The following is a 14,870-nucleotide window of genomic DNA, read 5'->3' on the forward strand; positions in this document are numbered from 1 at the left end:
CCCGGGCCGGATGCTTCGCAATGTCAGCGGTTTAGCGAACGAGGATGTTCTTGAACTGCCACGGATCCTTAGTGTCGATCTCTTCCGGGAACAGGCCCGGGCGGCCGTCAAGCGGAGTCCAGTCGGTGTAGTGGCCCTCGACCGGGCCGAGATAGGGCAACTGCACTTCCAGGCAGCGCTTGTAGTCCATCTCGTCGGCTTCGACGATGCCTGCCTTCGGATTTTCCAGCGCCCATACCATGCCGGCGAGCACGGCCGAGGTCACCTGCATGCCGGTCGCGTTCTGGTAAGGGGCGATGCGGCGGGTTTCTTCCAGCGACAGGCGCGAGCCGTACCAGTAGGCGTTCTTGTCGTGGCCATAGAGCAGTACGCCGAGCTCGTCGATACCGTCGACGAGTTCCTTCTCGTCGAGGACGTGATGCATCGGCTGGGCGTTGCCGCCGCTGCCGAACATCTCATGCAGCGACAGAACAGCGTCGTTAGCCGGGTGGTAGGCGTAGTGGCAGGTCGGGCGATAGGTCGCTTCGCCGTCCTTGTCGCGAACCGTGAAGAAGTCCGAGATCGAGATCGCCTCGTTGTGGGTGACGAGGAAGCCGTATTGCGGGCCCGGCGTCGGGCACCAGGTGCGCACGCGGGTGTTGGCGCCCGGCTGCTCCAGATAGATTGCCGCCTTGCAGCCCTTCTTGTGCTTCTTGGCGTTCTTCGGCATCCAGTTCTCGTGGGTGCCCCAGCCGAGCTCGGCCGGTTGCAGGCCTTCCGAGATGAAGCCTTCCACCGACCAGGTGTTCCAGAAGGTGTTGTAGGGTTTCGGGTTCTTGGTGCGCTGGGTATCGCGCTCGGCGATGTGGATGCCCTTGACGCCCACCTTCTTCATCAGCTTGGCCCAGCCGTCGCGGTCGTCCTGATGCGGCTCGTCGTATTTCACGCCGAGGTCGTTGGCGAGGTTCAAGAGGCCCTGCTTGACGAACCAGGAGACCATGCCCGGGTTTGCGCCGCAGGTCGAAACAGCCGTGGTGCCGCCCGGGTTCTTGTCCTTTTCCTTGCGCATGGTCTCGCGCAGCGCATAGTTGGTGCGCGCGGCGTTGTCCATTTCGGCATCGAAGTAGAAGCCGAGCCACGGCTCGACGACCGTGTCGATGTAGAGAACGTCGAGCTTGCGGCACATTTTGATCAGGTCGAGCGAACCGGTGTCGACCGACAGGTTGACGCAGAAACCCTGGCCTTCGCCCTCGGTCAGGAGCGGCTTCAGCAGTTCCTTGTAGTTGTCCTTCGTCACATGGGCGCGAACGTGGCGGACGCCATGGCGCTCGAAGAGCTCGTTGTCGGCAGCATCCTCACGCGGCTCCACCACGATCAACCGGTTCTTGTCGTATTTGAAGTGGCGCTCGATCAACGGCAAGGTGCCGCGGCCGATCGAACCGAAGCCGATCATGACGATCGGGCCGGTGATCTCGCCGTAAACCGGGTAGGTGGTGTCTGCCATTTTGGTCTTTCTCCTGAGGAAACTTTCCCTGTGACGGTGTTGAAAGTATCTGAAAATGAGGCTCGCGCCGTGCGATAGGCCCTAGAGCATAGTTTGCTGTCACAATAAAGGGCCGGCGGGTCAACGCTGATCTGCGATCTTGTTTAACCGGCAATGGAAAGCAGGGCCGATATCAGGGCATCCCGCTTGCTGACGAGGCCCTTGTAGGCCGCCTGCGGCAGATCGAGACTGCGCAACTGCTCGACGAAGGAAAGGGCCAGCGTGGCCGCATCCGCTCTCTGTCGCAGCAGCGCCAAGGGATCGGAATAGATCCGGATGGTGAAGACGATCGCGCCGGTCTCGGGCAGCTTTCTGAGCGTCTGGCGCTCGATGCGGATGAAGGTGCGCTCTTCAGTCAGCTCGACGGCACCTGCCGAAAACCCTTCCGATTTCGACTTCGGCAGATGCAGGGAACCATCGACATTGACGGCCCAGTTGAAGCGTTCGACGAAGCGGCCGGGCGGCAGGTTGTCGAACATGCGGCCGATCAGTTCGGCGTTGCGCGTGCCGTGCTCGAAGCCGGGAACCGGGGCGTGGATCTCGTCCATCGTGCGCCCGAACTTTTCGGCAAGCGACCAGGATGAAGGGAAGGCGATGTAGGCGGCGCCAAGGCGCCAGCCGCGGTCGCCGCGCTGCATGATCGCCAGGTCGTCCTGAACGAGCGAGCCCGCAACCACAAGCGCGTCGTCGCCGGACAGGGCCACCCGTCGCCCGCTGACCATCATCGCATCGTCCTGCCGACAGTAGATGTCGGGATATCGAGCCGGCAGGTAGTCGGACAGGGTCTGCAGCAGTTCATTCTGCGCCTGCTGCGTCCCGTCCTCGGCAACGAAAACGGCGCTGCGGGACTGTGCCAGCAACTGCGCCTTCTGGTCGAGATAGTGCTGCAGCTGATCATCCGGCTCGATCCAGCGATCGGGATCAAGCTGCGTCAGGCCGATGGTGAAGGGCTTGGAGGAGCCGTCGTAAGGTGTGTGCTTCATGCGGACTGGTCGGATCATTCGCGCGATTTAACCATATTCCCTTTCGTTTCGCATGGTGCGCAGCTTGTCACAAGCACTTCGTGCTATAGCTTTGATACAACTATCCGCCTCGCGCCATGATTGTTGTTTCCTTGCCAACCTGGAGGCGTTGCAGACTGAACGTGACCGGCGACCACATAAAGACCTTGATGGGCCTGCAGGCCCAAACGCCCGTGCTGATGGCGCTCTACGATCAGCACGACCGGCTGCAATTTGCCAATGAAGCCTTTCGCGCCGCCTATTTCATCGGCGCCGACGAGACGCCGACCTGGACCGACATCATGCGGCGCAACCATGCCGCCGGTCGTGGAACCGTGCTCAAGACCAGCGACATCAATGCCTGGATAGCCTCAACGGTCAGCCGGCGCGGCAAGATCCCGTTTCGCGCGATGGAGACCGACCTGCATGACGGCCGCTGGTTATGGATGACGGAAACCGTCGATGCCAAGGGGTGGATGCTCTGCGTCGCCGTCGACATCACCACCATTCGTGTGGAAGAGCGCGCGCTGCGGCAGGATCGCGATTTCGCGCTGCGTGCCTCGCAGGTCGATGAACTCACCAATGTGCCCAACCGACGCTATACGATGGGGCGGCTCGGCGAATTCATCGCCAACTGCGCCCAGAACCCGCATATGTGGGGCTGCGTCGCCATCATCGACATCGACTACTTCAAGGCGATCAACGATCGCTATGGCCACCATCAGGGCGACGAGGTGCTGCTAGACTTCGCCCGCCAGATGCAGGAGTTCGTGCGCCGTTCCGATTGCTTCGGCCGCATCGGCGGCGAAGAGTTCATGCTGATCCTGCCCGACACCACCATCAGCGAAGGCAACCTTATTCTCGACCGCCTGCTCGACAAGGTGCGCGGCGCCAGGCCGCTCGCAAATATTCCGGAGTTTTACTACACCTGTTCGGTGGGGCTGGCGGAGTATCGGGAAGGCGACGGCGTCAAGGACATCTATGCCCGCGCCGACGAGGCGCTCTATCTCGCCAAACGCGACGGGCGCGACCGGGTTAAGCGGTACACCTTGCCGGGATCAGACCCCGAGCTTCGCCCGGATCAGGCCCCGTAGCGAATTTCCGACATAGAGCTGGCCCTCTGCCAGATCGCCGAGCGACAGGCGGGCGACACGCGCCCGCCGCTGGCAGATGAGTTCTGTCCGCAGCACCCCGGCCAGGAGCCCGCAGGCGATCGGCGGTGTCTTCAACGTGCCGCTGCCGTCGTCGAGGAAGATCGACGTGATGGTTCCCTCGCAAACATCGCCCTTTTCGTTGAGCAGCAGGACCTCGTCGATCTCGGACGCCGGGTATTCTGCACGCGCCGCCTCGTAGACGCCGCGGCGCGTGGTCTTGACCCGCAGGAGTTTGTCTTCGGAAGAGAGCCTCGTTTCTGCAAAGCGCACGCGCCAGACAGTGTCGCCGGCAAGCGGTGTGAAGGGCGCCGTGGTGACGGCGATCGCGCCGTTGCGGTCAAGCGTGAGGCGGACGCGGAGGGGACCAGTTGCACCCTGAACGGTGGCGTGCAATTCGGCTTGGGCGCGATCAGCGCCGGCAAACCCCAACCGCCTTGCGGATCGTTTCAGTCTGGCGAGATGCAATTTCAACCGAACGAAGCCCGCGTCGGGTTCATAGCGCAGGGTCTCGATCAGGGAAAAATCCGTCATCGCGCGATCTCGGCATCGCCGACGGCAAAGCGCGCCTTCAGCAGGCATTCGTCATATTCGGACTGGGCGCCGGAATCAAAGACGATGCCGCCGCCGACATTGAAGACCGCCTCGCCGTCGGCAAACAGCGAGATGGTGCGGATCGCGACGCTGAAGCGCATGATGCCGTTGGGCGCGATGAAGCCGATCGCGCCGCAATAGGCGTCGCGCGGGCCGTCTTCGAGCGCGTGCAGGATCTCCATCGCCCGCATCTTCGGCGCGCCGGTGATCGAGCCGCAGGGAAAGAGTGCTGCGAAAATGTCGGTGATGCCGACGTCGGGCCGCAGCTTGGCCCTGACGTGGCTGACCATCTGGTGCACGGTCGGATAGGTCTCGATGTCGAAGAGTTTCGGGACGTCGAGCGTCCCAACCTCGGTGATGCGCGAGATGTCGTTGCGCAGGAGGTCGACGATCATGCGGTTTTCGGCTTGTGTCTTCTCGTCGGCGCGCATGGCCTCGATGATCTCGGCATCCTCCTTCGCCGAGGCACCGCGCTTCGCCGTACCCTTCATCGGATGCGTTTCGATCCACCTGTCCGCATCGACCCGGAAGAAAAGCTCAGGCGAGCGCGAGACGAGGATTGGGCCGTCGAGCGCGACGAGGGCGCCGTACTTGACCGGCTGACGTTCGATCAGCGACCAGAAGGCGGCTCGCGGATCGCCGGACCAGCGGGCGCGGATCGGCATGGTCAGGTTCGCCTGGTAACAATCGCCCTGGCGCAGGTGCTGATGCAGACGGTCGAACCGCTCGCGATAGGTAGAAAAATCCCAGGCGGCACGCGGCTCGGCCAGAAAAGGCTCGTTCTCCATCCGCCGTTGCGGCTCGGCCAGCGGATGGTCGTCGCTCGGCGCATCGAAGATGCCGAAGGACATCAACGGCGTTTCGCGACCCTCCTCGGCAAAGGGGCTCAGCTTCTCCTCGAAGAGATGGCCGGCCTCATAGGCCATGAAGCCGGCAATCCATTTGCCCGCCTGATGGGCACGTTCAAGCTCGGCGAGGCCGTGGCGGAATTCGGCTTTGGTCCGCGCCGTGACGACGCGCTCCGGCTCAGCGAAAACCGTGGTCCGATTTTCGCTGTCGTCCCGGAAAAGCACATAAGGTGCGTTTTCGTTCATCAATGCCGCTTTGCTGCCAGCCCATCCAACCCCAGAGCGTTTCCGTCTTAAACGGAGTCATGGAAACGCTCTATCTCTTTGTTTTTCGCATTTCCGGACGGAAAACCGCTTCGCACTTTTCCTGGAAAGGCTCCAGACCGCGGGCCCGGCCCGCGTCGGATCACGCCTTATCAAGCGCCTCGAGTTCGTCGATCAGCCCTTCGATCATCGACAGCCCCTGTGCCCAGAACGACGGATCGGTCGCATCGAGGCCGAAGGGGGCAAGCAATTCCGAATGGTGCTTGGTGCCGCCGGCTTTCAGAAGCTCGAAATACTTCTCCTGGAAGCCCTTGTCGGCGTTCTGGTAGACGGCATAGAGCGAGTTCACCAGGCAATCGCCGAAGGCATAGGCATAGACGTAGAACGGCGAGTGGATGAAGTGCGGGATATAGGCCCAATAGGTCTCGTAGCCCTCGGAAATCCGGATCGCCGGCCCGAGGCTTTCCGCCTGCACCGAAAGCCACAGATTGCCGATATCCTCGGCGGTCAGTTCGCCTTCCTTGCGGGCGGTGTGCAGCTTGCGTTCGAATTCGTAGAAGGCAATCTGGCGCACGACCGTATTGATCATGTCCTCGACCTTCTGGGCGAGCATGGCCTTGCGCTCGCGCTTGTCCTTCGTCTGATCGAGAAGGGCGCGGAAGGTCAGCATTTCACCAAACACCGATGCCGTCTCGGCAAGCGTCAGCGGCGTCGAGGCCATCAGCGCGCCCTGTTCGCCGGCGAGCACCTGGTGCACGCCATGGCCGAGCTCGTGGGCGAGCGTCATCACGTCGCGCGGCTTGCCCATATAGTTGACGAGCACATAGGGATGCGCCGACGGCACGGTCGGGTGGGCGAAGGCGCCCGGGGCCTTGCCGGGGCGCACGGGCGCATCGATCCAGCGGTCATCGAAGAAACGACGGGCAATCGCGGCCATCTCGGGATCGAAGGCATGATAGGCCGAAAGCACCGTGTCCTTCGCCTCGTTCCAGGAAATCAGCGCATTCGGCGTTTCCGGCAGTGGCGCGTTGCGGTCCCAGAACTCCATCTGTTCCATGCCGAGCCACTTTGCCTTCATGGCGTAGTAGCGGTGTGAGAGGCGCGGATAGGCTGACTTCACGGCTTCCGCGAGCGCATCGACGACCTCGCGCTCGACGCGGTTGGCGAGGTGCCGGCTGTCGGCGATATCCTCGAAGCCGCGCCAGCGATCCGAGATTTCCTTGTCCTTGGCGAGCGTATTGGTGATCAGCGTGAAGGTGCGGATATTGGCCTTGAAGCTTTCGGCAAGCGCCATCGCCGCCTTCTTGCGCACTTCGGTCGAGGGATCCTGCAACAGGTTCAGGGCCACTTCGAGCGGCATCGTCTCACCGTCGACGGTGAAGGTCAGAGACGCCATGGTCTCGTCGAACAGGCGGTTGAAGGCGGCCGGTCCGGTCATCGACTTCTCGAGGAACAGCTGCTCGAGCTTGTCGTCGAGCTGATAGGGCTTGTCCTTGCGCAGGTCGAGAAGCCAGGGCTTGTAGTGCGCGGCCAGGCTGTCATTGGCGAGTGCCGCGTCGATCACGGCATCGTCGATGCGGTTGAGTTCGAGCGAGAAGAACAGGAGATGCGCCGACATGTCGGTCAGCTTCGACTGCACGTCGCCATAGAGCTTGCCGTTTTCCGGCTTGGAGGTGTCGGAGAAATAGGTGAGGCCGGCAAAGGACGCGATGCGCCCCATGATGTCTTCCAGCGCTTCGAATTCCTTGACGGCGGCACCGATGCCGTCGTTGCCGGTCTTCGTGGCGGCGGCCGCAAGCTTGCCTTTCCACTTGCCCTCGAACGCGATCGAATCCGTCTCGGCCTTCTTCATATCGGAGCGGAAGGCGTCCGAGGTTGCAGAGGGATAGAGGTCCTCCAGCCGCCACGAGGGCAGATCGCCGAGCTCGGCCGCAGCGCCTTGGGCGGGGCCGGCTGCAGTGCGGACGACGGTTTTCTCAAGGGCGAAGGTGCGGAAGGTCATCGTCGGATTTCTCTTGTTCGTGACAGGAAGAGGCAAGCGATATGGGTCCCATTGCTATCGCCGGCAATGGATAAAATGCAAGCATTTCTCAAAACATGATGTTCAGCCCTTTATGGCACAGATGCCTGACGTGATTTGGCACATGACGTTGGCCAAAAAGTACCGCGTGTCCAAAGCAGGAGGCTTCCGTGACATCACACATTCTTGTCATCGATGACGATCCGGTGCAGCGCCGGTTGCTGACGAACATGATCGAGCGTCTCGGTCATGTCGCGCATCTCGCCGACAATGGCCGCAGCGGCCTGGAGCTGCTCGAGCGCAAGGGCGGCATCATCAACGTCATCCTTCTCGACCTGCTGATGCCTGAAATGAACGGCCACGGCTTTCTCGAGGCGCTGGCGGAACGGGGCGTCGATACGCCCGTCATCGTGCAGACCGGGCAGGGCGGTATCGAGACCGTCGTCCATGCGATGCAGGCCGGCGCCTTCGACTTCCTGGTCAAGCCGGTTTCGCCGGAGCGGCTGTCGGTGGCGCTCGGCAACGCGCTGAAGATGGCGAGCCGCGACGGCAAGGTCAAAACGTCGCGTCGTCCGCGCGGCGGCGCCGTCGGCTTCGATGACGTCGTGTCGGCGAGCCCGGCGATGATCCGGGTGATCGATCTCGCGCGTCGGGCTGCGCAGTCCAATATCCCGATCGTGCTCGAAGGCGAATCCGGCGTCGGCAAGGAAATGGTGGCGCGGGCGATCCAGTCGGCCAGCGATCGCTCGGGCAAGCCGTTCATCACCGTCAACTGTGGCGCCATCCCGCACAATCTGGTCGAGAGCATTCTCTTCGGCCACGAGAAGGGCGCCTTCACCGGTGCCACCGAAAAGCACAGCGGCAAGTTCGTCGACGCCGACGGCGGTACCTTGTTCCTCGACGAGATTGGCGACCTGCCGCTCGAAGTGCAGGTGAAGCTGTTGCGCGCAGTACAGCAGGGCGAGATCGAGACGATCGGCGCCCGCCATCCGCACCGGGTCAACGTGCGGCTGATCTCGGCCACCAACAAGGACCTTATCAACGAGGTGCGCGAGGGCCGGTTCCGCGAGGATCTCTACTATCGTCTCAACGTCTTCCCGATCACCATTCCGGCGCTGCGCCGGCGCAAGGAGGACATCCCGGTGCTTGTGCGCTCCTTCGTCGATCGGTTCGCGTCCGAGCAGAGGCTGAGCACACCGCTCACCGTTTCGAGCGGTGTGATGGCGTTGCTCACAGCCTATGACTGGCCGGGCAATATCCGCCAGCTGGAAAACGCGATCTTCCGTGCGGTCGTTCTGGCCGAAGGCAACGAGTTGACGGTCAAGGATTTCCCACAGATCGCCACGCAGATCCCCGGCTACGTCGTCTCCGACCGCTCCGGTTTCTCCTGGGGCGATGCCGGTCCAGAGCGCCCTGCTGCTGTTGATCCGGCCTCGAGCGTCTATCCCGATTTTGCCAGCACGGCGAAATCGATGGAGGCCGAGGCGTCGCATGATGGCCGCATGGAGAACGCAATTGCCAGCGTCGACGAGGGTGGAGACGTGCGCAAACTTGCCGAAGTCGAGGAGGAACTGATTCGTTTTGCGCTGAAATTCTATCGGGGCCAGATGAGTCAGGTGGCGCGCAAACTTGGCATCGGCCGGTCGACGCTTTACCGCAAACTCAAGGATTACGGCATCGATCCCGACAATCCCCTGCGCGAGGCGGCATAAAATCGACGCATTCACGACTCATTCGCCGTGCAATTCGGTCACCGCCGTTTAGACCTTGTTAGTGAAGTATTCACTATATTATAAGGGGCGGTGACGACTGTGGCATATTTGCCATTCTGTCACCTTATTTGACAGTCATCTGAGACAGCGAAGCACGGTTGTCCGTCGGACGGGGATTGAATGCCAAATTTGTTCGGTTTTAAGAAGCCTCTCGGCTCCTTAGCTAGCAGACTCTGCTCAGCGATGACCCGTAAGGTGCCGCAGATTCTGACTTCCATCGCTCTCGCGGCCTCCCTCGTGACCCCTGGCATGGCGCCTCCCGTCGAGGCCGCCGGTCAGACGCGTACGCTGAAACTGTACTTTATCCACACGCAGGAGAAGGCGCAGATCACCTACAAGCGCAACGGTCGCTATGACGCCAAGGGCTTGCAGCAGATCAACCGTTTCCTGCGCGACTGGCGTCGCAACGAGCCGACCAAGATGGATCCGCGCCTGCTCGACCTCGTGTGGGAAGTCTACACCAAGAGCGGCTCGCGCGATTACATCCACGTTGTTTCGGCCTACCGTTCGCCGTCCACCAACGGCATGCTGCGTTCGCGTTCCAAGGGTGTCGCCAAGAAGAGCCAGCACATGCTCGGCAAGGCGATGGACTTCTATATTCCCGACGTGAAGTTGAAGGCGGTGCGCGAAATCGGCATGAAATTCCAGGTCGGTGGCGTCGGCTACTACCCGACTTCGGGCTCTCCTTTCGTTCACATGGATGTCGGCGGCGTTCGCGCCTGGCCGCGCATGACCCGCAACGAGCTGGCTCGCCTCTTCCCCGACGGCAAGACCATGCACGTTCCCTCCGACGGCAAGCCGCTGCCGGGCTATAACCAGGCCGTTGCCGACTACAAGCGTCGCGTCGGCGCTTCGGCGATCGAAGTTGCCGGCGGTGGCGCCAAGGCGGGCGACGCCGAGGGCGGCAAGCGCCGCGGTAATCTGTTTGCCATGCTCTTTGGCGGTGGCGGCGACGAGGATGAAGAACCCTCGGCAATCGCAGCCGGCCCCGGCGAGGGCGAAGAAGCCGCTCCGGCCAAGGTTCAGACGGCGTCGGCACCTGCCGCTCAGGAAGCGCTTCCGGGTGTTGCCGGTTCGGTCGCCGCCGAGACGACCACTGCCGAGACGACCACTGCCGAGACCACCACTGCCGATCAGAACATCAATGCGCCGGTTCCGGCCGTTCGCCCGGCCTTCAAGGATGCGCCTGAAAATGGCGGCGTAGCAGTGGCACTGGTCGCGCCGCAGAAGAACGCGGCCCAGGAAGCACTTGCTGCTGCCCTGCCGCAGACGCCGGAAATGCCGAGTGAATTTGCCGATCTCGCGTCGGTCAAGGTGCCGGTGCCGCAGATTCTTGATCGTGGTGGCATGAACGCCGCTGCCGGTGAGACGCTCGTGGCATCGGTCGATCCTCTGGCAACCGACATGCAGGCGCTCGGCTTCGTGCCGGTGCCGGCCATGCGGCCGGCCGGCGATGCGGCTCTTGCCGCTGTCGCGGACGCCAAGGTTGCCGTGCCGGCCTTTGCAGAACGTCCGGTTCTGGCTTCGGCCGAGCCGCCGCGTGATACGACGGCCCAGGCATCGACGCGCGTCGCGCTTGCCGCGCCGACACAGACCCAGCGCGAGCCCGTGGCCCAGCCGGTCGAAATGGCCGCCTATGCGCCGCAGACTTCGACGAATGGCCGCGCCGATGTGTTTGACAGCGCCTTCGACACCCAGGCCGAAGCCCCGGCAAAGGGTGGCCGTCCGAAGAAGCACGATGCCGACGCAGCGACCCGTTCGTCGGTTCGCACAGAGCCGAAGCTGACGCAGAAGATCATCTCCGAATGGGCTCTCTCGGCCGGCCGCGTCGCGACGCTTTCGAAACCGGTGAAGGCACCGCGCTTCGTCTCGAAGACGCTGCGCACCGCCCCGACGACTGTTTATGCCGCAGGCTTCAGCAGTGGTGCAGGGACCGTCGATACGGCCCGCTTCAGCGGCAACGCGGTCAACTTCATGGAAGTGAAGAAGTTCAGCACCAACTGAGCTTGCCGCAACTGAGACCCAACAAAAAAGCCCGCCGGTGATACCGGCGGGCTTTTTGCTGCATATCGCAGAAGAATTATGCTTCTTCAGCCGCGGCAGGAATCATGCCGAGCGCCTGCAGATAGGTGTCGAGGATCGCTTCCTGTTCCATGCGCTCGTCGGCATCCTGCTTGCGAATGGAGATGACCTTCCGCAGGATCTTGGCGTCGAAGCCGGTGGACTTGGCTTCACCGTAGACGTCCTTGATGTCGTCGGCGATGGTCTTCTTTTCTTCTTCCAGGCGCTCGATCCGTTCGATGAAAGCGCGGAGCTGGTCGCGTGCGACGCCGTGTGCATCTGACATGGTCTTCTCCTTTTGCGGGGAATGAAATTCGTGGGTGCCGTGACGTGCCGCGAACGGCGGCCAAGGTCAAGGGCCATTGCGCAACAACGCTGGCATTTCCGTGGCGGTTGCCCGGCGCGGGGGCTTATTCCTTGGGACGGTTGGCTTCGAAGGCGGCTTTCTGCTCGCTCGAGGCTTCCCTTTGGTGCAGCGCCCGCCACTCGTCATAGGGCATGCCGTAGACGATCTCGCGGGATTGCTCCTTGTCGAGCGCCACACCGGCCTCGTTGGCCGCTTCGAGGTACCAGTTGGACAGACAGTTGCGGCAGAAGCCGGCGAGATTCATCAGGTCGATGTTCTGCACGTCGCTGCGCTCGCGCAAGTGCTCGACGAGACGCCGGAAGGCGGCGGCCTCGAAGGCGGTCTGCTGGTCCGGGGTAAGCTCGGTCATGATCTTGTCTTTCCTCGTCTCAAAAGTCGTAGGCGCCGGTGCGCGACGGGTGCCGCTCGTAGCGATGCAGCTCGGAGCGGGCGTTGAGATCGGCAAGGATCGGAGCCAGGCGATCGGCCCATGCCGCAATGCCGGCCTCGTCGGAAATCAGATCCTGTCGAACCTCGATCAGGGCATGGGGAATGCCTGGTGCCATGCAGTGCCGGAACATCGTATCCCCGCGCAGCGCCCCATCATAGGGTTCGTTGTTGCCGACGACGATATCGCCCGATGCCTCGAGTTTTTCGATGAGCGGCAGGACCGCGCGCGGGTCGTTGTCCCAGAGCACGGCGGCGTCCCATGGACGGGCGACGCCCTTCCATGCGGGCGTAAAGGAATGGATCGAGATGACCAGCGGGGCGCTGCCTGAGGCCACGGCACTGCGCTCCAGCGTCGCGGCGACAGCACGATGATAGGGGCGATGGAAACGGTTCAGCCGGTTGTCCCATTCCTGCTCCGTGATCGGGTGGTTTCCCGGAATGATCGCGCCGTCCGAGATCTTCATGATCAGCGTCGGATCGTCCTCGCCGCGATTGGGGTCGATCAGGAGCCGCGAGAAGCAACCGAGAACCGCCGGCGCGTCGAGCGCGGCCGAGAGGCGGCGGACCAGATGTTCGACACCGATATCGTAGGCGATATGTCGCTGAAACGCTGCCTCCGGCAGACCGAGCCTGCCATATTCTTCCGGCAGGCGGTTCATGGCGTGATCGGCGAGAAGCACGAGACCGGTTGTGGGGCTGGCTTCGATAATCTCATAGGGCGAATGGTGCTGCATGCCGTTCCAGTCTGCTTTCGGGGATCATGCTTTTGATTGCATGCGTCGGCGACATTCACAAGAAAAACGCAACTGTTTTGCGCAATCGGCACCCAATTGGCCCGATGTAATCGATTAGAGTTACGTTGACTTTCCGGGCTGGCCGTCGCAAGAAAGGCCACGCAAATCAAAACGGAGTTCCATCGGAAACCGTGTCCAGATATCCATTTTCCAAAGCGAAGCCTGGGCTGTCGACATTGGGGGGGATCCTCCTGTTTTCCCTGGCAATTTCAGGCTCATTCCTATTCGCCGGCGAGGCCCGTGCCGATTTTCGCGTCTGCAACGGCACGCAAAATCTGGTCGGCGTGGCGATCGGTTACCGCGCCAAGGAAGGCTGGGTAACCGAGGGGTGGTGGCAGGTTCCTGCGACCACCTGTGCGACCCTGATCGAGGGCGAACTCGAATCGCGATACTATTATCTCTACGCTGAAGACGCCGCCCGGGGCGGCCGTTGGACCGGCGACGTCAACATGTGCGTCGCCGAAAACGAATTCAAGATCTCGGGCGTGCAGGACTGCTTTGCCCGCGGCTTCCAGCGGATGGGGTTCAAGGAATATGACACGGGGCGGCAAGGGAGCTGGATGGTTCAGCTCTCCGACACGCCCGGCACGCAGGAAAGCCAGAATTGATGAAGCGGAACAGAAAAGTCAAAATCCTCGCCACGCTCGGGCCGGCGTCCTCCGACGAGCAGATGATCCAGAAGCTGCACGAGGCGGGGGCTGATCTGTTCCGTATCAACATGAGCCACGCGAGCCACGAAGTGATGCGCACGCTGGTGCAGCGCATCCGCGCGGTCGAAGCGCGCTGCGGCCGCCCGATCGGCATTCTTGGCGACCTGCAGGGGCCGAAGCTGCGCGTCGGCAAGTTTGCCGAGGGCAAGGTCGACTTAAAGGTCGGCCAGACCTTCACCCTCGACAACAAGGACGAGCCCGGCGACAGCACCCGCGTTTTCCTGCCGCACCCGGAGATCCTCGAAGCGGTCAAGCCTGGCCATCGCCTGCTGATCGACGACGGCAAGCTGCACCTGCGCGCCGAAAAGACCGACGGTAAGAGCATCGTCACGACGGTGGTTGCCGGTACGAAGATTTCCGACCGCAAGGGCGTCAGCCTTCCCGACACGCTGTTGGCCGTCGGCGTTCTGACCGACAAGGACCGCTCCGACCTCGACGCGGTGCTGGCGACCGGAGAGTTCGACTGGGTGGCGCTTTCCTTCGTCCAGCGCCCCGAAGATCTGGCCGAGGTCCGCAAGATCGCCCGTGGTCGCGTCGGCCTGATGTCCAAGATCGAAAAGCCGCAGGCGCTGGACCGCATCGACGAAATCATCGAGCTCTCCGACGCGCTGATGGTTGCGCGCGGCGACCTCGGCGTCGAGATGCCGCTCGAATCCGTCCCGGGCCTGCAGAAGCAGCTGACGCGGGCTTGTCGCCGCGCCGGCAAGCCGGTGGTCGTTGCTACGCAGATGCTGGAATCGATGATCTCAGCGCCAGTCCCGACGCGTGCCGAAGTCTCCGACGTGGCGACCGCCGTGTTCGAGGGTGCCGACGCCATCATGCTGTCGGCAGAATCGGCCTCCGGCGAGTATCCCGTCGAAGCCGTCTCGACCATGGCGTCGATCGCCAGCAACGTCGAGCGCGACCCGCATTATTCCAGCATCATCTACGCGCAGCGCACGCCGCCTGAGGCCACCGGTGCCGACGCGATTTCACTGGCGGCCCACCAGATCGCCGAGACGCTCCGGCTGTCCGCGATCGTTTGCTACACCTCGTCCGGCACGACCGGCCTTCGCGCCGCCCGCGAGCGCCCGCAGGTTCCGATCATCGCACTCTCGCCGATCGTGCAGACCGCCCGTCGTCTTTCGGTCGTCTGGGGCCTGCATTGCGTCGTCACCGAAGATGCGACCGATCTGGACGACATGGTCAACCGGGCCTGCCGCATCGTTGCTCACGAGGGTTTCGGCAAGCCCGGTGAACGGGTCATCATCTCGGCCGGTGTGCCGCTCGGCACGCCCGGCGCCACCAACATGCTGCGCATCGCCTATATCGGCTCGGACGGCATGAGCGGGATCTGA

General features: G+C 62.6%; 12 protein-coding genes and 2 pseudogenes. 6 read left to right on the forward strand and 8 right to left on the reverse strand.

Annotated features, from left to right (window positions below):
* Window positions 1–31 precede the first annotated feature (31 nt).
* Window positions 32–1,483, reverse strand: coding sequence for a homospermidine synthase (locus AC244_RS14920; RefSeq protein WP_053249610.1), 1,452 nt, complete (start codon window positions 1,481–1,483; stop codon window positions 32–34).
* Between the two features lie 143 nt (window positions 1,484–1,626).
* Entirely contained in the window at window positions 1,627–2,505 is an 879-nt protein-coding gene (locus AC244_RS14925; RefSeq protein WP_234716942.1) for a heme-dependent oxidative N-demethylase family protein, read from the reverse strand.
* A gap of 161 nt (window positions 2,506–2,666) precedes the next feature.
* Here AC244_RS14925 and AC244_RS14930 point away from each other — a divergent pair, with 161 nt between their 5' ends.
* Complete coding sequence (locus AC244_RS14930; protein WP_082366860.1) at window positions 2,667–3,617, forward strand: GGDEF domain-containing protein; 951 nt, start codon at window positions 2,667–2,669, stop codon at window positions 3,615–3,617.
* Here AC244_RS14930 and AC244_RS14935 read toward each other — a convergent pair.
* The 3 genes from AC244_RS14935 to AC244_RS14945 all read right to left on the reverse strand — a co-directional run bounded on the left by AC244_RS14935 (window position 3,582) and on the right by AC244_RS14945 (window position 7,382).
* Window positions 3,582–4,208 carry an aminotransferase class IV family protein gene (locus AC244_RS14935; protein ID WP_053249612.1) on the reverse strand — a complete coding sequence of 209 codons (627 nt, stop codon included), beginning with the start codon at window positions 4,206–4,208 and terminating at the stop codon, window positions 3,582–3,584. The two genes, AC244_RS14930 and AC244_RS14935, sit on opposite strands and share 36 nt — an antisense overlap.
* Window positions 4,205–5,362 carry an aminodeoxychorismate synthase component I gene (locus tag AC244_RS14940; RefSeq protein WP_053249613.1) on the reverse strand — a complete coding sequence of 386 codons (1,158 nt, stop codon included), beginning with the start codon at window positions 5,360–5,362 and terminating at the stop codon, window positions 4,205–4,207. The genes AC244_RS14935 and AC244_RS14940 overlap by 4 nt, the downstream gene beginning before the upstream one ends.
* Before the next feature lie 160 nt (window positions 5,363–5,522).
* Window positions 5,523–7,382: a M3 family oligoendopeptidase gene (locus tag AC244_RS14945; RefSeq protein ID WP_053249614.1), complete on the reverse strand. Its 1,860-nt coding sequence runs from the start codon at window positions 7,380–7,382 to the stop codon at window positions 5,523–5,525.
* A gap of 188 nt (window positions 7,383–7,570) precedes the next feature.
* Here AC244_RS14945 and AC244_RS14950 point away from each other — a divergent pair.
* From AC244_RS14950 to AC244_RS14955, 3 genes and pseudogenes are all read left to right on the forward strand, one after another.
* Window positions 7,571–8,819 (forward strand): annotated as a pseudogene (locus AC244_RS14950) (sigma-54-dependent transcriptional regulator); the annotation flags it as partial.
* A 77-nt stretch (window positions 8,820–8,896) separates the two neighbouring features.
* A pseudogene (locus AC244_RS38850) lies at window positions 8,897–9,112 on the forward strand (helix-turn-helix domain-containing protein); the annotation flags it as partial.
* Between the two features lie 180 nt (window positions 9,113–9,292).
* Entirely contained in the window at window positions 9,293–11,176 is a 1,884-nt protein-coding gene (locus AC244_RS14955) for a DUF882 domain-containing protein (RefSeq protein ID WP_053249616.1), read from the forward strand.
* Window positions 11,177–11,252: 76 nt separating this feature from the next.
* Here the strand turns inward: AC244_RS14955 and AC244_RS14960 are convergent, their stop codons facing one another.
* The 3 genes from AC244_RS14960 to AC244_RS14970 form a co-directional block, all read right to left on the reverse strand.
* Window positions 11,253–11,519: a DUF2312 domain-containing protein gene (locus AC244_RS14960; RefSeq protein WP_053249617.1), complete on the reverse strand. Its 267-nt coding sequence runs from the start codon at window positions 11,517–11,519 to the stop codon at window positions 11,253–11,255.
* Window positions 11,520–11,643: 124 nt separating this feature from the next.
* The gene (locus tag AC244_RS14965) at window positions 11,644–11,949 is read right to left on the reverse strand and encodes a DUF1244 domain-containing protein (RefSeq protein WP_053249618.1); all 306 of its coding nucleotides are present in this window, start codon (window positions 11,947–11,949) and stop codon (window positions 11,644–11,646) included.
* A gap of 19 nt (window positions 11,950–11,968) precedes the next feature.
* Window positions 11,969–12,763, reverse strand: a complete 795-nt coding sequence (locus AC244_RS14970) for an N-formylglutamate amidohydrolase (protein ID WP_053249619.1) — start codon at window positions 12,761–12,763, stop codon at window positions 11,969–11,971.
* A 191-nt stretch (window positions 12,764–12,954) separates the two neighbouring features.
* Here AC244_RS14970 and AC244_RS14975 point away from each other — a divergent pair, with 191 nt between their 5' ends.
* Together AC244_RS14975 and pyk are read left to right on the forward strand one after the other, a co-directional pair.
* On the forward strand, window positions 12,955–13,431 hold the full coding sequence (locus tag AC244_RS14975) for a DUF1036 domain-containing protein (RefSeq protein ID WP_082366861.1): 477 nt from the start codon (window positions 12,955–12,957) through the stop codon (window positions 13,429–13,431).
* Window positions 13,431–14,870 carry a pyruvate kinase gene (gene pyk / locus AC244_RS14980; RefSeq protein WP_053249621.1) on the forward strand — a complete coding sequence of 480 codons (1,440 nt, stop codon included), beginning with the start codon at window positions 13,431–13,433 and terminating at the stop codon, window positions 14,868–14,870. The genes AC244_RS14975 and pyk overlap by 1 nt, the downstream gene beginning before the upstream one ends.

Source organism: Ensifer adhaerens (genome assembly GCF_001270265.1).
GTDB classification, from domain to species: Bacteria; Pseudomonadota; Alphaproteobacteria; order Rhizobiales; family Rhizobiaceae; genus Ensifer; species Ensifer adhaerens_B.

Excerpts from the sequence above, each read along its gene's own strand:
- AC244_RS14945 (WP_053249614.1), bottom strand. The coding sequence starts at position 7,382 with ATGACCTTCCGCACCTTCGCCCTTGAGAAAACCGTCGTCCGCACTGCA.
- AC244_RS14970 (WP_053249619.1), bottom strand. The coding sequence starts at position 12,763 with ATGCAGCACCATTCGCCCTATGAGATTATCGAAGCCAGCCCCACAACC.
- pyk (WP_053249621.1), top strand. The coding sequence starts at position 13,431 with ATGAAGCGGAACAGAAAAGTCAAAATCCTCGCCACGCTCGGGCCGGCG.
- AC244_RS14920 (WP_053249610.1), bottom strand. The coding sequence starts at position 1,483 with ATGGCAGACACCACCTACCCGGTTTACGGCGAGATCACCGGCCCGATC.
- AC244_RS14965 (WP_053249618.1), bottom strand. The coding sequence starts at position 11,949 with ATGACCGAGCTTACCCCGGACCAGCAGACCGCCTTCGAGGCCGCCGCC.
- AC244_RS14960 (WP_053249617.1), bottom strand. The coding sequence starts at position 11,519 with ATGTCAGATGCACACGGCGTCGCACGCGACCAGCTCCGCGCTTTCATC.
- AC244_RS14925 (WP_234716942.1), bottom strand. The coding sequence starts at position 2,505 with ATGAAGCACACACCTTACGACGGCTCCTCCAAGCCCTTCACCATCGGC.
- AC244_RS14955 (WP_053249616.1), top strand. The coding sequence starts at position 9,293 with ATGCCAAATTTGTTCGGTTTTAAGAAGCCTCTCGGCTCCTTAGCTAGC.
- AC244_RS14940 (WP_053249613.1), bottom strand. The coding sequence starts at position 5,362 with ATGAACGAAAACGCACCTTATGTGCTTTTCCGGGACGACAGCGAAAAT.
- AC244_RS14935 (WP_053249612.1), bottom strand. The coding sequence starts at position 4,208 with ATGACGGATTTTTCCCTGATCGAGACCCTGCGCTATGAACCCGACGCG.